An 18,938-nucleotide genomic window follows, 5' to 3' on the forward strand; every position below is an offset into this window, starting at 1 on the left:
ATGAACCTCGCCACAGCCCTTGAACAGACAGTCCTCTCCAAAGCCACTGTAGTTGCGGGTCAGAATGCCCTACACCGCGAAATCGGCTGGGTGCATATTGTTGATCACCCGGAGATCACTAACTGGCTAAAACCAGGGGAACTTCTTCTGACTACGGGCTACAACTGGCCTGCCGAGGACCAGGCCAGCAGAGAGCTCATTCGAACCCTGAGCGACATAGGTTTGGCGGGTGTAGTCCTTGCTGTGCCTCACTTTCGAGAACACTTCCCGGCAGAAGCGATCGAAGAAGCTAATCGGTGCAATTTTGCCCTGCTGGAGCTCCCCTGGGAGGTCCCCTTCAGTGAGATCACACACGACGTTCTGGCGAGAATCATCAACATTCAGACAGAGATAATTCGCCGATCCGATCTGATTCACCGCACATTGACCAACGCGGCCATACAGGCAAACAACCTCGAAAGCCTGGCAGGCGCCCTGAGCAAGGCACTGGAAAAAGAAGTCCTTATTGTTTCAGAGTCGGGCACATTACTTGGCGGTTCTTCAGCACACTGGATCGAGAAAGAGGAGCGCGCCCTGATACGCCACCTCACCGCGCGGGAATCCCTGGCGGAGGTTTTTCAAAGCAACGAGCCGGTACGGTTTGCTCCAAGCGAATACTTGAAAACTCATCGCCTCGGCAGCCCCATACGCTTGCCGGGCGAGATCACCGGTATTGTCTGGCTGGAAAGCGAAACAGATGGGTTTGAGGAACTGGACTCAAAAGCGGTTGAGCATGCAGCCGTAATCGCCGCACTACATTTGACCCACCAGCGCGAGCTTTCCGATCAAGAGATGAGGTTGGGATACGCCTTCGTCGCGGGCTTGCTGGAAGGCAAGTTCTCCGCAACACCCAGCGCCATCGAAAGAGCACAGGCGTCGGGATGGAGCGAGAACCGCGACTACAGGGTCTGCCTGATCCTTCTGGACGAACCCATTCCTCTCAGCCTTGACGGGTTCAACCGACGCAAACGCTGTGCTTCACGCGTCTCCTCGCTGATGCAGGAAATGGGAGTTCCAGCCCTCTTATCCGTTTCACTGAACCAGGTCAGCTTTCTGCTTCCCGCTGAAGTACTTCCCGAGTCGATATGGAAAGTCATGAAACAGGACGGCGGCGCAATGGCTGTTAGCCGAGTTCACCGAGGTACGCTCGGCATGTCGTTAGGCGCCAAAGATGTCGAGGCGCTCTTGCCATTGCTACGGCCAGGACGCCTTCACAGCTTTAGTGAGGTTTTGTTCCCCAGAGCGCTTATGGGTGATGCTGATGCAAGGAACATGCTGCTGGAGCGTTTGATCTATCCGTTGGCCAACCCCAAACGAGGCAATTCTTTCATCGAGACTGTCACGACCCTATCCAATGAAGGGTTTCAACTGTTGAACACTGCGAAAGCCTTGAACATCCACATCAGCACACTGAGATATCGTGTCACACGCATTGAAACGATATTGGGGATCTCACTGGAAAAACCCGAAGATCGATTTCAAATTCAAGTTGCCGCGGAGATGTATAGGCTCATCAGCGAAGACTAGGGTCCGTACGAAAACTCGCCGAGCAAAGATCAGGCAAGGCAAAAACAGAACGAGGAACGACTGGAGTCGCTCTCGACTTTACTGGCTGTAAATGAGCATTACGATCGGATTCTCGCACGAGCCTGTTTCTGCGTAGCGCGCAGCATGATCGAAGCGCAGGTAGTTTTCTTGCCGAGCCCAGACTCGTTGCGCTTCACCACATTCGTCCTATGCAACATAGGACGAAGCATTCCCCCATTGACACGTTGAAGCGGAAGAAAGCCCTTGCGCAATTACCGATGCTATATCGCCGGTTGTCTAGACCTTCAATAAAAACAAACCAAGAGGCCGAACATGAGTGAGCTTGGCATTATCAAGATCAATCAACATAGTCTCGTTTTTAACAATGAACTGTTCCACGAGGCATTCAATGAATGCGACGAGTGCCTGAATGAGCTCATTCAGCGGCGCATCAAACCGATCATCGTGATCCACGCCCCCACCCAAGGAGCCTACTACCGTACTGTCGCCTCCCCCACAGCACTCACGAGCCAAACCAAAATGATTGCCCATTGGGTCGCAAGGCTCACTACGGCTGGCTTGACCTGCGCGCAACTCATGATCGAACGTCCGTATGGCAATCATAAATATGGAATCGCTCAAACCTTGAAAACCATCCAGGCTCTCGCCGCACTGAGCGTTATCCCTATCGTTACTCATAACGAACTTACGTGGATGAGCGGAAGAGCGTCCGCTCCTCAACAGGACACAGCAGACTCGCTCGCAGAACTACTTAACGCTCCTGTAATAGAGCCGCTGTTGACGAGCATTTGTGAAGACCCCAAGCCCCATTTAGCGACTATTACAGCAGCGGCTTGCCCGCAGTAATTGCTCCCATATCCCAAAAACAAAAACACAGCCCCCCTCACTATTACACGTGAACATTACTACCTGCCTAATAAATAAAAACGGGTGAACATATGTCAAAAAGTCATTACAAAGAGGTCGGTGGCCAGGCGAACAGCTCGCTCGCACCAGGCCTCAAACAACGACACGTTACGATGCTCTCTATTGCGGGAGTCATTGGTGCAGGCTTGTTTGTTGGTTCTGGTCACGCCATCGCCGCCGCAGGGCCCGCCGTGCTGATCTCCTACCTTGCCGCAGGTACGCTGGTCGTACTGGTGATGCGGATGCTGGGCGAAATGGCGGTAGCGTCGCCAGACACCGGGTCATTTTCCACTTATGCAAATCGCGCAATTGGCCCATGGGCCGGCTTCACAATTGGCTGGCTGTATTGGTGGTTCTGGGTCCTGGTCATTCCACTTGAAGCAATTGCAGCTGCCGCTATTTTGCACAGCTGGTTCCCGGCGATTGATACCTGGATGTTCGCACTCTCAATTACTTGCGGACTGACACTGACAAACCTCTATAGCGTGGCACGCTACGGCGAGTTCGAGTTCTGGTTTGCACTGGTGAAGGTAGTGGCAATTATTGCCTTCATCGTGCTCTGCGCAATTGCCTTGGTTGGCGCCCTTCCAAATACAGAATTGAGCGGTTTTGGGGCATTGGTCAGCAGCAACGGTGGGTTTGCCCCTAATGGGTACGGCCCAGTCCTCGGCGCATTGTTGACGACCATGTTCAGCTTCATGGGCACGGAAATCGTCACGATCGCGGCCGCGGAGTCTCATAACCCGAGCAAGCAGATTGCCCGCGCAACCAATTCGGTAATCTGGCGTATTGGCTTGTTTTACCTGGTGTCCATCTTCATGATCGTGTCCATCGTGCCTTGGAATGACCCAGCCTTGGCCACCGTGGGCTCGTATCAGCGCGCGCTGGAATATCTCCAGATTCCTCACGCAAAATTCATTGTCGATATCGTGGTTTTGGTCGCGGTTGCGAGCTGTTTGAACTCGGCAATCTACACCGCTTCGCGCATGCTCTTCTCACTCGCAAAACGAGGCGAAGCACCCGAATTCCTGAAGAAAACCACGCTCGCCAAAGTCCCACGCCAGGCGGTCATTGCAAGCACAATCATCGGCTGCGTGACAACGATCATCAACTATTTCGCCCCCGAAAAACTTTTCTCCTTCCTGCTTGCCACATCAGGCGCCGTTGCGCTGCTGGTCTACCTGGTCATCGCTGTATCCCAGTTGCGCATGCGCAAAAAACTGCTGGCGCATGGCCACACCCTGGACTTCAAGATGTGGCTCTATCCTGGGCTGACTTGGGCAGTCATCGTGTTTATCGTGGGGGCACTTGGCTTCATGCTGACCCTCCCCGCTCACCAAGGCGAAGTTCTAGCCACCGCAGGGCTGGCCCTGGCAATCGTTGCAACTGGGTTCGCGGTCAAACGCCGTGAAACACGCACAACCTGGAGACCTGAGGTGCACACCTAACGCCGCGCGCAGACTTCACAATCTAAAGAGCCCGGACCGACTCAATCGGTCCGGGCTTTTTTTCTGGTCAAAAAAAGCGTTTTTTAATCCTACTAAAAACAGTACCAATAACCACAATTATCCTACTTTGAGTAGATAGAGGTGGAGACGATTTCTTCCTAGGATTCACACACTGACACAAGAAGGTGAACCCAATGAGTAATCAGAACACTGCTTCACTGCGTAACCAACATGTCTCAAATGGCATTGCTATCGCTCACCCGATCACTGTAAGCCGTGCTGCTGGCGCCTACATCTGGGACGACCAAGGCAAAAAGTACCTGGACTTCGTGGGAGGTATCGGAGTTCTGAACGTTGGCCATAACCACCCTCGCGTTGTCGAGGCCGTTCGCAAGCAGTTGGATAATTTTTCGCACATCTGCTTTCAGGTTGCTGCTTACGATCAATACATCGATCTGGCCGCGAAACTGAACAAGCTGGTAGCACCCAATGACCATTACAAGTCAGTATTCCTGACAACGGGTGCTGAGGCTGTAGAAAATGCGATCAAGGTTGCCCGGGGCTACACCGGTCGTCCTGGTGTAATTGCGTTTCGTGGCGGGTTTCATGGCCGCACCCTGATGGGAATGACCCTGACCGGCATGAGCCAACCTTATCGTCAAAACTTCGGCCCATACGCGCCGGATATTTATCACACGCCTTACCCTAACGAATACCGCGGCGTGACTTCAGAAAAGGCTCTGGCCGCTCTGCAAGAAGTGTTCGATACACAGATCGCCGCCGACCGCGTCGCAGCTATCATCATCGAGCCTGTACAAGGCGACGGTGGTTTTTTGGCCGCGCCTGTCGAGTTCATGAAAGCTCTGCGCAAGAAAACCGAAGAACTTGGCATTGTTCTGATCTGTGACGAAATCCAGACCGGATTTGGTCGGACCGGGACTATGTTTGGATTCCAGCACTCCGGGATTCAGCCGGACTTGATCACCGTTGCCAAGAGCCTCGCCGGCGGCCTTCCCATTTCCGGCGTTGTTGGTAAAGCCCATATGATGGATGCGCCCCTACCTGGCGGCTTGGGCGGTACCTATGGCGGTAACCCTCTGGGTTGCGCCGCTGCTTTGGAGGTCATCAAAATCTTCGAAACCGAGAATCTTCTGGAGCGTAGTAAAGCCATTGGCGCTCAACTGCAAGATGGCTTGAAAGCACTCGAAAGCCGTTTCAAAAGCATCGGCGACGTAAGAGCCATTGGCGCCATGTGTGCAGTGGAGTTCGTGACCGATCAAAAAACCAAAGCCCCCGACGCAGCCATCGCTCAAAAAATCATTGACGCGGCTCGTGAAGAAGGCTTGCTTGTCATCAAGTGTGGTGTTTATCGAAACGTCATTCGATTCCTTTGCCCACTGGTTATTTCAGAGCAGGATGTTGCCGAGGCGCTGCTGATGTTCGGACGCGCTCTTGAAGCAGCTCATCAGTAAGAAAGGAGCCCGACATGACGCCTTTTGAAGCATTCGACAGTGTGGATATCCGGATCGGAGAGATCGTCCGAGTCGAGCTGAACGAAAAAGCCAACAAGCCCGCCTACAAGATCTGGATCAACCTCGGAGAGCTTGGAGAGAAAACCACAAGCGCTCAGTACACCAAGCACTATCAGCCCGAAGACTTGGTTGGTAAGCAAGTCGTTTGCGCTGTGAATCTAGGATCAAGAAAGATCGCCGGTTTCACTTCCGAGGTATTAATGCTCGGCTCCGAATCCGAAGCAGGTGCAGTTGTGTACCTGACTACTGAACGCGCGACGCCCTTGGGCAGCAAAGTGTTCTAACAAATTCTTCGCCACCAACGTAACCAATAAAGCAGGAATAAAAGATGCAAGTATCTGACTATAAAGCGCTGACCTTCGATTGCTACGGCACCCTGATCGACTGGGAAACCGGCATCGTCAACGCCCTTCAACCTCTTGCCAAGCGCACTGGCAAAACCTTCAGCGACGATCAACTGCTGGAAGTGTTCGGCCGTAACGAGTCGCCGCAACAAACAGAAACTCCGGGTGCCTTGTACCAGGACATTCTGCGCGCGGTTTACGACCGTATTGCCAAGGAGTGGGGCCTGGAACCGATTGCCCAGGAGCGTGAAGAGTTCGGTACCTCTGTCAAAAACTGGCCGGCTTTCCCGGACTCGGTTGAGGCGCTGCGCTACCTGAAGCAGCACTACAAACTGGTGATTCTGTCGAACATCGATCGGAATGAATTCAAGCTGAGCAACGCTAAGCTGGGCGTCGAGTTTGATCACATCATTACCGCGCAGGATGTGGGTTCATACAAACCTAACCCGAACAACTTCACCTTCATGATCGATGCTCTGGAAAAGGCAGGCATCCAGAAGAAGGACATTCTGCACACAGCAGAAAGCCTGTATCACGACCATATCCCGGCAAACGAAGCGGGCCTGGCATCTGCATGGATCTATCGTCGTCACGGCAAAGAAGGCTATGGCGCCACTCACGTACCAGCCAAAATGCCAAACTACGAGTTCCGCTTTAACTCGATGGCTGAGATGGTCGAAGCCCATAAAAAAGCATCGCAGGCTTAAGCTTTCAGCGCAAAGGCTTCAGAGCGCTCCATAAACATAAGCCCCTTCTTAGGGGTTTATGTCTTTCTAACGAACCTGGCGGCGGACTCAAATGTCACACTCCACTACATCGACGTTCCGAATCCCGATCAATATGCTCTGCGCTATCGGTGCGGTGATTATCTGGAGCACGTTGGCGGTTAGCGTCACGTTCTGCGCAAACGTCAATCCGCTGTTCATCACTGGAGCAGCCCTGCTGATTGGCGGCATTATCGGGTTGCCATGGATTCGCGCCTGGGCGATGCCTGTGTCGTTGTTCGTGATCGGTACGTTTTGCATGCTTACCTACCACGTCATCTATTTCTATGCGCTGCAACTTGCAGAGCCTGTAGGCGTCAGCCTCATTCACTACCTTTGGCCGGTGCTGATCGTAATTCTGGCCCCCATCGTAGTACCGCACGGCAGGCCCTCGACTCGAAGCTTGGTAGCCGGTGGCATTGGCTTTGTTGGTGCAATCATCAGTTGCAACCCTCACCAAATGCCTAGCGGCAGCGACTGGGTCGGTTATGGTCTGGCATTAGTGTCAGCATTCCTCTGGGCAGGCTATTCGCTTGTCGCAAAAAAATACCCTAACGTTCAAAGCGCGTCCGTTGGACTGTTCTGCATTGTTTCGGGTGTGGTTTGTCTTGCGGTATTCAAAAGCACGAATCCATGGCCTGCGCTACGCATGCAAGAAATGGCTGCCATTTTGTATATGGGGCTAGGTCCCATGGGAGGTGCTTTCTACCTGTGGGACTACGCGATGAAAAAAGCGAACCACGAACACGTAGCCATTTTGAGCTACGCAACGCCTGTTCTCTCCACCGCATTTCTTGCGTTGTACCTTGGCCTTGGGATGCAATGGTATATCTGGGTCGGTGCTGCTCTGGTTACCGTTTCCATGGTGATGTCACAGAAAAGCAAGTGAGCCCCCCCGCCGCTTTCTGGCGGATGACCTGATGCTGATGGTAACCAGTACTGCCTCACTCAACTCGGCTGTCAGCTTCATCCCTTCAGCTCCGCATTCAGACGAGATAGTCACTTGCAAAGCCAGGGCACGAGTTATGCCAACCGCCGCAATGCCAAGATCTAAGGCGTAATTCGGGATTCGGGATTCGGGATTCGATCAAAGTAACCGCTCCATAAATCCCACATTCAACGCACTTAGCTAACTCCAGATGCTGCTGTAATCCCGATTCTCTCAGGAGCCAGCGCCGCCATGATGCGTCCTAACGCCAAAAGTCGAAAAAGTCTACCTCTACCCCAAGCCCGTGGAGTTCCGAGAATCCACCGGTGGCCTCACAGCGTTGATTGAACTGGATATAAAGGTAGCAGTATTCGATCAGAGGCTTTTCGTCTTTCTCAACAAGGCCCACAACCGGTGAAAATTTTGTCTTGGGAGAGCAATGGATTCTGCCTTTGACTAAAATGCCTGGAGTCCGAGCGATTCAAAACATCGCTCGATGCCACTGACGAGGCGATTTCCTTCAGCGCGCAGGAATTAAACTCACTACTGTACAGCTTTGGTCTCCTTCAAAAAATCACCCCCAACAAACTCATATTCTTTAGTATAAATTCAAACTCAGCAAAGTGGCGCCTCCAAAAACTCGTTAAGTACCGCATCAACTAAATTTCTCAACAATGGACCTCCAGCAGCGGGATGTGATCTAAGCACGTGACAAACCTGGGGCAACTTTGGCAACCCCCCTGCTACTTCAGTCAAGCCCTCAGTTAAATTTCTTCGACTAAGAAGTGTAACGCCAAGCCCATTCAAAACAGCAGCTTTCACCCCCTCCCGACTTGGGCACTCAACTACGTTTTCAAGCTTCAACCCAACCTCTTCCAACTTATTTTTTGCAGCAAGACCATAAAAACTATTCTTATCAAAAGAGACGAAAGGTACGCAGCTATTGAATATCAATGGATGATTGATGGACTCAACCCAAAGCAAGTCCTCACGCCATAACTCAGTATCGCCAGGTACTTTTTGATTAACAAAAACCTGTAGAATAGCCAAGTCTATTTCAGACGTATTCAACCATTCATTTAGCAGCAGACTCTGAGCGACCCTAATATGCATCGAAGCGAGGGGATTAGAACGTCGAAAACGTCCAAAAACAGCTGACATTTTGCTATCAATGGCATCTTCAGTCGTTCCTAATCTAATCTCACCAGACAAATCGGAACGTTTAAAGAACTCGACTGCTTCATCATGTATCGCTACCAGACGACTCGCAAAATTTAACAGCTGCACCCCTTCAGCAGTGGGCATCAAACCCTGAGGCCCTTTACACAAAATCGGACGCCCTAGCTTTTCCTCCAGGCGAGAGATTTTATGGCTTACGGCAGACTGAGTTAAGTAAAGTTTTTCTGCGGCCCGAGTGACTCCTCCAAGCTCAAGTACTACTTTGAATGCCCGCAAGGAATCTATATCCAATCGCATCACTAGCACCATGCTGTCAATCGTGAATGCTAAATTTTAATGCAATATAAACCGAGCGTCACGCTCTACGAGCCTAACTAGATACGTTTGTCGAAATGGCCAAATCAATGCCGAAAGCCATGGCTACAACGCTCGGTCACAATAGCTACTTCAGAATGACATAAAGCTTGCGCATAACATCAGAAATAATCCAAGTACCCTGCGTATTGGCTTCAAAAAAGAACGTATCACCCACGCCGAATTCAAGGGCTTTCTCACCATCTGGTGTAAAGCTTCCCGCGCCTTGGAGGAAATGCATCACCTCTGCTTCCTTCACAGAGCGGCGGTAGCTACCCGGAGTGCATTCAAAAACACCAGTATCAACCGACTCACCACCGATTTCAACCTTGGTTCCTGAAACGCTCACTACTGGAGAATCTGGAAGACCTACTTCGCCCCAATGCAACAGCCCAGACATTTGAGTTGGGCTGGTGAGTTTTTGTACCTTCATTACAACTACCTCATTTTGTTATGGCTTTAAGTAATAACACAGTACAGAACCATCCAAACCAAACTGTGCGAACACCATTAATCCAGAAAACCTACCTAGTTGATGAAAAAGCGTTGCAAGTCGCAACCACTCAATTCTCACTCAAAACAGTTAACACAGGCCATGACAAAATTCGATACCCGCATGACAACATGTCAATTTTCGAAATAGAAGCATTGTTATACATTTACCCCAACACACCACCACCATGTTGGAAACAAAATGAAACTGAAACAGCATAAAGTTCTGACTTTTGATGTCGTTGGTACTCTGATCGACTTCGAGCAAGGAGTTGTTAACTACATCCGCCCTCTTGCTGAGAAAGCCGGTCGCGGAGACCTGACCGATGAGCAAATTCTGGTGAGCTTTGCAAATGCGGAAACAGGTCTTCACAAAGAAACTCCCGGCGTATCGTTCACCTCGATGCTGCCGCACATATATCGCATCATGGCAACCGAATTCGGCCTATCTAGTGCTGAAGCGGACGTTGAAGGTCTGCGCTTCTCTATCTCGAATTGGCCTGCCTTCCCGGACTCCATTGAGGCCCTGAAGGCTCTGCGCAAGCACTTCCGACTAATCGCAGCCAGTAATGCTGACAACTGGTCTGTGCGCGAGATGGCGAAAACCCTGCAGGATCCTTTCGACGACGTCGTTACAGCTGAAGATGTCGAGAACTGTAAACCAGACCCACAGTTCTTCGCCTACATGCGCGGCACCCAGCGTACCCATGGCTTACATCTGAAAGACTACATGCACGTTGCCCAAAGCCAGTTCCACGACATCGGTGTCGCCAAGAAGCTCGGCTACACAGTGAGTTGGATTGAGCGTCGCTTCGAACAGGATGGCTTCGGAGGATCGCCAGTACCGAAACAAGGTCTAACTCAGCCTGACTTCCATTTCACCACTCTAGCAGAGCTCGCTGCTGCAGTAGAGTCGGAGAAGTAACAGCCCACCCAGCAAAGTACGGGGGTGACAGCAGTCAAACACTGATCACAGACATCATTTTGGATCAGTGTTCCCGCCGATGGCAGCATATCTTTACCACTCTAATAACTTTACGCAACTACACGAATTACCATGCAATCCATATATAGCGCCTAAAAATAAATACCTATATGGAACCCTAATGAAAAGAAAACAAGCAGTACAATTCCAGCACAATCCGACTGCCACTCAACCTAACTCCCTTGCGAAAGGCTTCAAACCGCGCCATGTAACAATGATCTCCATCGCAGGGATTTTGGGCGCTGGTATTTTTGTAGGATCCGGACAAGCTATCGCTGCTGCTGGCCCTGGAGCCATCCTCGCCTATATTATGGCAGGCATACTCGTCATCCTTGTCATGAGAATGCTCGGTGAGATGGCAGTAGCTTTGCCCGACACCGGTTCGTTTTCCACTTATGCCGATATAGCAATTGGACGTTGGGCCGGCTTCACCATCGGTTGGCTGTACTGGTGGTTCTGGGTTCTGGTCATTCCGCTCGAAGCTATCGTAGCCGGTGCAGTTCTCAACTCTTACTTCCCTCAGTTTGACATCTGGGTTTACGCCCTGTCTGTAACTGCCCTGCTCACGATAACCAACCTGTTTGATGTCAAAAACTACGGAGAGTTCGAGTTTTGGTTCGCCATCATCAAAGTCTTGGCTATCGTTTCATTCATCCTGTTTGGTGCAGCGGTCATTACGGGTCTTGTACCTAGCGTTGAGGTGCCGGGTGTTGTATCGCTTTCGCAAAACCACGGTGGTTTCATTCCAAATGGTTTCGGCGCAGTCATTGGCGCCTTGTTGACCACCATGTTCAGCTTCATCGGTGCGGAGGTGGTGACTATTGCAGCTGCTGAGTCCTCTAATCCGGCGCAGCAGATCGCCCGGGCAACACGCTCTGTAATCTGGCGTATCTGTATTTTCTACCTGGGGTCCATGTTCATCGTCATTTCGGTGGTTCCTTGGAATGACCCTCTTCTTCCGCTGCACGGTTCCTATCAGCGAGCTCTCGAACTGCTACACGTACCTTACGCAAAACTGATTGTTGATACGGTTGTTCTAGTTGCCGTGACGAGTTGCCTAAACTCTTCCATCTACATTTCTTCGCGAATGATTTTCTCGCTCAGTTCACGTAATGATGCTCCGCCGATTTTCAAGAAAACATCGACCAAAGGCGTCCCAAAAGCAGCTATTATCGGAAGCACGATTGTCGGCTTAATTGTAACCGCCTCAAACTTCTTTGCTCCTGAGGCGGTATTCAAGTTTTTGATTTCAAGCTCAGGCGCTATCGCATTACTTGTATACCTAGTAATCGCAATTTCGCAGCTGCGCATGAGAGCACGAAATCGAAACAACGAGACCCATAGCGCTTGTCAGATGTGGTTATATCCTTATATGACTTGGGCAGTAATTATCGCCATTTCAGGCGTTATCATCACGATGCTTATTCTACCCAACTTTAGAAGCGAAGTAACGTCAACTGCGTTGTTAGCACTGGCATTGATAGTATTGGGCACGATAAAAAAGAAGTCATCCAAAAAGACTGCAATGTCGAGGGCATAACTATGAACACGGTGCACAAATCACTACCTCAATTGAAAGAATCCGATCAACCTCCTTTCCCGGATATTTCCTCTCTGTGGCAAGCAACTGCGGAAGACGGCCCTAAGCTATCAACGCTCAATCGAGAGCTGCAGTACGATGTAGCCATAATCGGTGGCGGCTATACCGGGATGAGCACTGCTCGTTACCTTGCCGCGAAAGGACTTTCGCCTGTAATCCTGGAAGCCAGCAGAATCGGCTGGGGAGCCAGTGGCCGCAACGGCGGTGTTGTGGAAGGTAAATACCGCGTCACTCTTTCTGATGTCGCCAACCGTTTCGGTTTGGAGGCGTCTCGGCGCATGTACAACCTTGCGCATGAAGCTGTTGATCACGTTGAAGAGCTTATAGACGCTTATTCAATCACCGCCGCAAACTACCAACAGAATGGCACCATGCGTTGCGCTCACCATAAGACCGCATTAGCCACGTTGGTTCAAGAAAACGAGTGGGTACGCAAAACATTTGGCGACACCAGTACGCGCGTTCTAGATGCCGGCGAGATGTATCACGAAACGGGCTCCAGGGACTTTTGGGGCGGCATTCTCAATAGCCACGGCGGCACCATCCACCCACTGAACTTCGCTCGCGGCATCGCCAGAGGCCTTGCAGACTGCGGCGTTGACATCTTTGAGGAGTCTCCAGTCGTTAAAATCGAACACCACAGTGATGGGGTGAAGCTGTACACGCTTGGTGGCGTGATCAATGCTTCACAGATTGTTATTGCGACCGATGCATATACCAACATCACCGGTGCTACGAACGCAGTAACCAAAACCATTGTGCCTTTCAGATCCGCCATGATAGCGACAGAGCCACTGGATCTGGCGGGCGTATCGACACCGCTTCATGACGGGCGTAGCTATAGCGAGACCCGCCGCATGATGCGCTGGTTCCGTAAAAACGGTAACCGCCTAATGTACGGAGGCCGTGGCGCTTTCGGGAAGTCCGACTCCGAGTCAGCATTCCGCGCCTTGGAAGCAGCAATGCGCAAGCAATTCCCACAGCTGGAAAATGTAAAGATCACTCACCGCTGGTCTGGACTGGTGGCCCTGACATTGGATGCAGTTCCTCACTTGGGCCGCTTGAATGCCAGAACCACTTATGCAATGGGCTACAACGGGCTGGGTGTTGCCATGGCTTCGAATATGGGCAAGTACGTCGCAGAGGTAGTGACAGGTGGCAAGCCTTCCCTAGGCATGATCACCGAAGCTGAATTGAAGTCGATCCCATTCTATTCGTTCCGCGCGCCTGGAGTGAGGATGGTCGCCGGCTGGTACCAGCTTCTTGATCGACTCGGCTACTAACCCGCCAACCAAGGGGCTGTTGACCGAGCAGCCCCTTAGTTTTTTTCGTAAGCGTCCGGCAGACACATCTTCCTTTCCTAGAGGCGTGGAGGTCTGACAGTTTTGTAATTAGGTCACTGGCCATGCCATGGCACACCGACTTTCCGGAGCGAATCCATGCTTGTACTCCTCGCTCAATATTCTCGCCAGCCTCTGATCTAGGTCTGTGGTGGCTTTAGTCTGAAAACCTATGCGGGAGTAAAATGGTGCATTCCATGGCACGTTTGTGAATGTCGTAAGCGTTACGAAACTAAGTCTGCTTGAGCGCGCATAATCCTTCGCTGCCTCAATCAGACGCCGCCCTGTACCTTTTCCTTGCATCGATTGCATCACTGATAATTCACAGATGTGAAGATCACTGCCGTGGCGCTCAGCACTAAGAAATCCTTGTGGCCGATTTTCGGCATCAAGTGCAACCCAACATGTCGATAGCGCAATGAGTTGGCTATGACGTTCGATGGACATCGGAGGCGAATCAGCCAGCCAACTCAACTCATCAATCATGCGAAATGCTTGAGCAGCGGAGGTTTCAATGACGGGTAGGAGTTGTGCATCTTCCGGTACAGCGAGGCGGATAATTGCAGGCATGTGTTGCCCTTGGTGATGTGAGTGAGATAGCGGTAAAACTAGAAAAGCCAGCTTTCGATAGTCGAAGATATTATGCGCTCAGACGACCAAGTGTAAGCGGCCAGCGAACACCCCTTGCCCAGATCAGCCAGGCATCCACTGATGCGGCAGCAGTTGCTCGATCTCGCTGGCTCGCTGCGTCGGCAGCAGCGTCAGCACATCCTTGAGATAAGCATACGGGTCATGCCCATTGATGGGCGCCGACTGGATCAGGCTCATGATCGCCGCCACCCGTTTGCCGCTGCGTAGCGACCCAGCAAACAGCTAGTTCGCTCTCCCAAGCGCCCACGGCCGGATCAAGTTCTCGATTTGGTTATTGTCAATCGGCACGGTGCCATCTTCCAGATAGCGCGTCAGCGCAACCCAGCGTTTAAGGCTGTAATCGAGGGCCTTCGCCGTAGCCGAGCCCTCGGGCACAAGTTCGTATTGGGCCAGCATCCACTCATGCAATTTTTCAGCGATGGGCGCCGCTGTTTCCTGGCGTAATCGCCAACGGTCTTCGCCGCTCATTTCATTAGCGTGTAGCTCGACTTCGTATAGCCCGCCAATCGAATGGAGTGCCTGCTGCGCCAACGGCGCTTTTATTGGCTACTTGCGGCGCGCATGGGCCATGCAGCCGATTTCGGTGATACCCAGCTCGAAGCTGGCCTTGTAGCCGGAAACGTCGTCACAGACCAGATTGCCGCTCCAGTTGCCCAGGAAGTTAAGCGCATATTCGCCGGCACGGTTGGGGCTGAAGTCGTAGACCACGGCCTTGAGTGCCGAGAACGGCGTGCGGCTGTAGGCCCAGACGTAAGCGCGGTGGTTTTTCTTCTCTCCTGGCGCCAGCATTTGTACCGGCGTTTCATCGGCATGGACTAGGCGCTGGGCCAGCACCACTTCACGTAGCGCATCGACCAGCGACTGAAGCTGCACACCGGTTTGCCCCACCCACTGCGCCAGTGCCGAACGCGGGATGGCCAGGCCGGCACGGCCGAAGATCTTTTCCTGTCGATAAAGATGCAGGTGGCCGGCAAACTTGACCACCATCACGTGCGCCAGCAGGCCCATTTTCCACGAACGTGCTGTTCGACGCTGAACACGCCCGGCGTATAGTCCAGCTTCCGCTGACGTCTTGACCGATGCGCTGAAGCTGGCAGCCGCAAGCACACTGAGTGCTGGCCGGTTCGTGATGGATCACATTGCGCGGGAACTGCGGCGGCAACGGCGCACGCTTGGGTTGCTGGTGCGGTGCTGCTTGGGCAGGTGTTGGAGAAGGGCTTTTAACTCGGCCTCGATGGCTTCAAGGTCGGTACTGATGAGGTCATCGAGCAAGCTGCCTTGCGCCAGGCTGATCTGCTCGCTGCGCTTGGCGGACTTATGGCGTTTGAGAATGGCGATTACGAACACCATCGCCCTTAGTGCTGGAGTTAGGTAGGTGACGTGGCCGGACGCTTACCTTGCCGTGGCGCATTCACATATGCGCCGCCGTAGCTCACCACAACAAAATTCATTGTCATACGCCATTCCAGATCAACAGCAACCTATACAGGAAATGGCGCTTCGACATAGCTGTAACAACACTCGGATTCAGACCCGAACTCCACATGCAACGTAAAATCCAAAGACGTTGAATACGCCTACCGAGCACTGGTTGAGCACCTTAACAATAGCTATCGATTATGCAGCCAATTCGCTCGGGATTAGGATTACGCCACCTTGCGACGGCGCGATCCATTTGGGCCTTACGAATGGGCAACAGCCGCTTGCCGCGCCTCTTCAGCGATTTTCTCTGCCGCTTGTTGATCCCAGACTGGCAACGCATGCCGAGTGTCGGTTTCAGCCTCGAACAGGTTGACCATCTCGGCTTTCACATCTGCAACATCCACGAAAAACTGCTGATACCAGCGACGCAGCTGGTACAGCGGGCCGTCGCTGTCACACAGCAGCGGGTTATCGATACGGGCTTTGGTCTTCCAGATATGCACGTCCTGTAATGTGCCATAACGCAACACTTGCGCAGCAGCCTTGGCACGTTCGGCGTTCTGCTCGGCCGAGAGTGCCGGGTTGCTGAGGGTGATAAACCCCATGTGCAGCACAAATTTGTTCGCATGTACCGGGTAATGCGCCAGGATTTCGTAAGATTCCACCGGGTCACCGCCCGGAAAATTGGACATCAGCCGCGACACCAAATAGGACGGCCCGTGGTAGGTGGTCTCACCGCGAGAGTAGCCATCAAGCCCACGTAGATCACCACTGTAAACGGCATCCTTTTGATAACTCGGTACGGCTGGCTGCGGCCCCATCTCCAGGTACTGGGTAGCGAAGTGGCCTTCGAAGACGTTTTTGAAATAAGTACTGGCTGCGCCTTTACCTTCGCCGTGCACATAAAAGAAGTGGGCTACATCCACCAGGTTATCCACCAGCTCGCGACTGTTGGTATCGACCTCGTGGATCGACCAGTCCCAGTCACTCCAATCGGCGCTGAACGCGCCCTCAAGACGCGGAATGATCACCCCCGGCGGTGGAGGATTGCCCTCGGGATCGTGCCAGACGAACAACTGCTGGTTCTCCTCGCAGGTGATGAAACTTTGCGTGCGTGCGCGCAGCGGTACCCGCTTGGCATAGGGAATAGCCGCGCATTTACCGTCGCCGGCCCAGCGCCAGTCATGGAAAGGACAAGCGATCGTGTCGCCCTTGATCGACCCCTCACCGAGGTTGCCGCCCAAATGCGGACAAAACGCATTGAGCACATTGAGCTTCTTGCTGTGCTCGCCTTCAAATACCACCAGTTGGGTGCCGAATGCTTCGAGCGTATGCGGCTTGCCATCCCGGAATGTCTCACTCAGTCCCAGGCAATGCCAACCACGGGCGAATCGCTCGCACAGGTCACTGACAATGATATGGGCTTGCTCAATTGAACTATTGGCCATGTCACTCATATAAACCTCCACTCTTTTTATTTTTGCAGGCTGAATAACGTCGACTATCAGGTTGTTACACACGCCTGAGGCGCTGGATTCGATAAGGCAAAACCGCGCCGCAGATTGGGCGCCCGTTGCAGGTCAATCTCGGCGAGCACCGCCGATAACTCCTCATCCAGCGGGTGAGCGGCCTGTTGTTCAATCCAGGCATTGACCCGCTTCAACGCTCGCATCTGGACAAGCTCGGTGGCCGTCGCAGCATCGACACTGACGTGCAGTTCGCAGTCGCCACCGTCAAGCCCGGGCAATCGAAACAACACCTCCCAACCCCCATCAGTTGCCTTGCGGCAGCCCACTACCCGTTCGGCGCTCACTTCCAGTGCCAGCCAACGAGCGATCCCAAGGCGCATCAGGCGTTGAACCTCATCTGCGAAAAAAATCCCGCCTTGGGGGTTCAAGACATAACTGACCGGAACGTTCGGCAACGACTCCTCGAACACCCAGGTCACCACTGCGCCAAAGTCGACCACGACGGAGCACTGCAGGCACCCGGCGGTCTGCCCGTCGACGGTACGATAGACCTTGAGCTTCTGGGCGCCCTGAGAGAGATCAACAGCTGTCATTTGCCACTCCGAAGAAACGGGTTCAAGACCGGAGCCAACCCTGCCTCCGGCCTCGAAACACTAGAGAAAGAAGTCTTGGCTGGGTTGACCCAGTTGGACCTTCGCCCAGTTCGCGCCAAACATCTGGAACTGGTTGGCGGCGTGCTGGCGACCCACATTGATGTCGGCCAGGAAACGCCCATAAGGGTTGTTGGTGTAAACCGCCGCCCCACCCGCCGCCTTGAACAAACGGGAAGCCAGATGCGAGATTCGCTCCGGAGGAAAGCTGGCCTGGAAGCGGTATTTGACCCGCTCTTCAATGGGAGGAACCTCTCCGCGGCCCGCATAACCTTCCAGGGCATCGAAGTTGCGCCGCAGGACGAGTGTCAATTCATCGATTGCATTCGCCGCCTCGGCGACGGCCAACTGTGCAAATGAATCCTCGCTGGTCTTGGCCCCCACCACGTTGACCCGCACCTTGGCCGTTTCCATAAAGCAATCGAGCATGCCCCGCAACGCGCCAATGGCTGCCGTAGATACCGCGCGACTGAACACCTGACCAAACGGCATGCGGTACAACGGCGAGGTGTTCCATTGGTGCCCCGGGCTGTTGCAGGTGAAGCCATCAATCATCTTGTGTGTACGGTGCTCGGGGACGAATACGTCTTTGATCACGATGTCTTTGCTGCCCGTACCTTTGAGTCCCGCCGTGTGCCACGTATCGACGATTTCGTAATCCTGGCGCGGGATCAGCCAGGTCCGCGCGTCAATGGGCTGGCCCTCCGGCTGCTCGACAAAACCGCCGAGGAACACCCATTCACAATGGTCGCAGCCACTGGAGTAGCCCCAGCGACCACTGAACAGGAAGCCGCCTTCCACACGCTTGCCGCGCCCAGAGGGCATATAGGAGGACGACACCAGTGTGGAGTCATCCTTGCCCCACACTTCCTGGGCTGCACGGTCATCGAACAACGCCATCTGCCAGGCATGCACCGCCACCACCGAATACACCCAGCCCACCGACATATCGCCTTCGGCGAGCGCCATGACCACCTCGTAAAACACCTTGGGGCTCATTTCGTAGCCGCCATAGCGCTTGGGTTGCAGGATCCGGAACAGGCCTGCGGCCTGAAGCTCGGCGATGGTTTCTTCCGGCAGGCTGCGACGCTCATCGCCCAATGCTGCGCGTTTACGCAGCACCGGGATCATCGCCTTGGCCCGGTTAATCAGTTCTTCGCTGCCCGGAATTTCCGAGGCCTGCTGTTTGATCTCGACTGTTTGCATGGTATTTGCCTTCCGCAATAGTGAACCCAACGTTTTCGCTCATCACTGTCCTTCCGCCCATCATCACCAACCGCGGCAGAG

The 18,938-nt window shown here is 53.1% G+C and carries 17 protein-coding genes and 1 pseudogene; 11 read left to right on the forward strand and 7 right to left on the reverse strand.

Going from position 1 to position 18,938, the window contains the following annotated elements; genetic code table 11:
* From CF161_RS03145 to CF161_RS32010, 8 genes are all read left to right on the forward strand, one after another.
* Complete coding sequence (locus CF161_RS03145; protein ID WP_020295107.1) at window positions 1-1,566, forward strand: PucR family transcriptional regulator; 1,566 nt, start codon at window positions 1-3, stop codon at window positions 1,564-1,566.
* Between the two features lie 333 nt (window positions 1,567-1,899).
* The gene (locus CF161_RS03150) at window positions 1,900-2,433 is read left to right on the forward strand and encodes a hypothetical protein (protein WP_020295108.1); all 534 of its coding nucleotides are present in this window, start codon (window positions 1,900-1,902) and stop codon (window positions 2,431-2,433) included.
* 92 nt (window positions 2,434-2,525) lie between these two features.
* Window positions 2,526-3,941 (forward strand): GABA permease, encoded by a 1,416-nt coding sequence (gene gabP / locus CF161_RS03155; protein ID WP_043228502.1) that lies wholly within the window; start codon window positions 2,526-2,528, stop codon window positions 3,939-3,941.
* A gap of 194 nt (window positions 3,942-4,135) precedes the next feature.
* Window positions 4,136-5,413, forward strand: coding sequence for a 4-aminobutyrate--2-oxoglutarate transaminase (gene gabT, locus CF161_RS03160; protein WP_020295110.1), 1,278 nt, complete (start codon window positions 4,136-4,138; stop codon window positions 5,411-5,413).
* A gap of 14 nt (window positions 5,414-5,427) precedes the next feature.
* Window positions 5,428-5,757, forward strand: coding sequence for a tRNA-binding protein (locus CF161_RS03165; protein ID WP_020295111.1), 330 nt, complete (start codon window positions 5,428-5,430; stop codon window positions 5,755-5,757).
* Window positions 5,758-5,801: 44 nt separating this feature from the next.
* Window positions 5,802-6,524, forward strand: coding sequence for a haloacid dehalogenase type II (locus tag CF161_RS03170; protein ID WP_020295112.1), 723 nt, complete (start codon window positions 5,802-5,804; stop codon window positions 6,522-6,524).
* 91 nt (window positions 6,525-6,615) lie between these two features.
* Entirely contained in the window at window positions 6,616-7,470 is an 855-nt protein-coding gene (locus CF161_RS03175; RefSeq protein ID WP_020295113.1) for a DMT family transporter, read from the forward strand.
* Between the two features lie 343 nt (window positions 7,471-7,813).
* Window positions 7,814-7,927, forward strand: a complete 114-nt coding sequence (locus CF161_RS32010) for a hypothetical protein (protein ID WP_156882646.1) — start codon at window positions 7,814-7,816, stop codon at window positions 7,925-7,927.
* A gap of 197 nt (window positions 7,928-8,124) precedes the next feature.
* Here the strand turns inward: CF161_RS32010 and CF161_RS32015 are convergent, their stop codons facing one another.
* Both CF161_RS32015 and CF161_RS03180 read right to left on the reverse strand, forming a co-directional pair.
* The gene (locus CF161_RS32015; protein ID WP_256206320.1) at window positions 8,125-8,985 is read right to left on the reverse strand and encodes a LysR family transcriptional regulator; all 861 of its coding nucleotides are present in this window, start codon (window positions 8,983-8,985) and stop codon (window positions 8,125-8,127) included.
* A gap of 145 nt (window positions 8,986-9,130) precedes the next feature.
* Window positions 9,131-9,475: a cupin domain-containing protein gene (locus CF161_RS03180; RefSeq protein WP_043228505.1), complete on the reverse strand. Its 345-nt coding sequence runs from the start codon at window positions 9,473-9,475 to the stop codon at window positions 9,131-9,133.
* A gap of 261 nt (window positions 9,476-9,736) precedes the next feature.
* Here CF161_RS03180 and CF161_RS03185 point away from each other — a divergent pair, with 261 nt between their 5' ends.
* The 3 genes from CF161_RS03185 to CF161_RS03195 all read left to right on the forward strand — a co-directional run bounded on the left by CF161_RS03185 (window position 9,737) and on the right by CF161_RS03195 (window position 13,402).
* A complete protein-coding gene (locus tag CF161_RS03185) occupies window positions 9,737-10,459 on the forward strand; it encodes an HAD-IA family hydrolase (protein WP_020295116.1) in 723 nt (240 codons plus the stop codon).
* A 181-nt stretch (window positions 10,460-10,640) separates the two neighbouring features.
* Window positions 10,641-12,059, forward strand: a complete 1,419-nt coding sequence (locus tag CF161_RS03190; RefSeq protein WP_043228512.1) for an amino acid permease — start codon at window positions 10,641-10,643, stop codon at window positions 12,057-12,059.
* 2 nt (window positions 12,060-12,061) lie between these two features.
* A complete protein-coding gene (locus CF161_RS03195; protein WP_052027194.1) occupies window positions 12,062-13,402 on the forward strand; it encodes an FAD-binding oxidoreductase in 1,341 nt (446 codons plus the stop codon).
* A gap of 108 nt (window positions 13,403-13,510) precedes the next feature.
* Here the strand turns inward: CF161_RS03195 and CF161_RS32020 are convergent, their stop codons facing one another.
* From CF161_RS32020 to CF161_RS03225, 5 genes and pseudogenes are all read right to left on the reverse strand, one after another.
* Window positions 13,511-14,029 (reverse strand): GNAT family N-acetyltransferase, encoded by a 519-nt coding sequence (locus CF161_RS32020; RefSeq protein ID WP_020295119.1) that lies wholly within the window; start codon window positions 14,027-14,029, stop codon window positions 13,511-13,513.
* Between the two features lie 123 nt (window positions 14,030-14,152).
* A pseudogene (locus tag CF161_RS33590) lies at window positions 14,153-15,448 on the reverse strand (IS66 family transposase); the annotation flags it as partial.
* Window positions 15,449-15,792: 344 nt separating this feature from the next.
* Window positions 15,793-16,989: a Rieske 2Fe-2S domain-containing protein gene (locus CF161_RS03215; protein ID WP_020295122.1), complete on the reverse strand. Its 1,197-nt coding sequence runs from the start codon at window positions 16,987-16,989 to the stop codon at window positions 15,793-15,795.
* Window positions 16,990-17,036: 47 nt separating this feature from the next.
* Window positions 17,037-17,594, reverse strand: coding sequence for a hypothetical protein (locus CF161_RS03220; RefSeq protein WP_020295123.1), 558 nt, complete (start codon window positions 17,592-17,594; stop codon window positions 17,037-17,039).
* Window positions 17,595-17,654: 60 nt separating this feature from the next.
* Window positions 17,655-18,887 (reverse strand): flavin-dependent monooxygenase, encoded by a 1,233-nt coding sequence (locus CF161_RS03225; RefSeq protein ID WP_218187556.1) that lies wholly within the window; start codon window positions 18,885-18,887, stop codon window positions 17,655-17,657.
* Between the last annotated feature and the right edge of the window lie 51 nt (window positions 18,888-18,938).

Source organism: Pseudomonas sp. CF161 (assembly GCF_000416215.1).
Taxonomy (GTDB): Bacteria; Pseudomonadota; Gammaproteobacteria; order Pseudomonadales; family Pseudomonadaceae; genus Aquipseudomonas.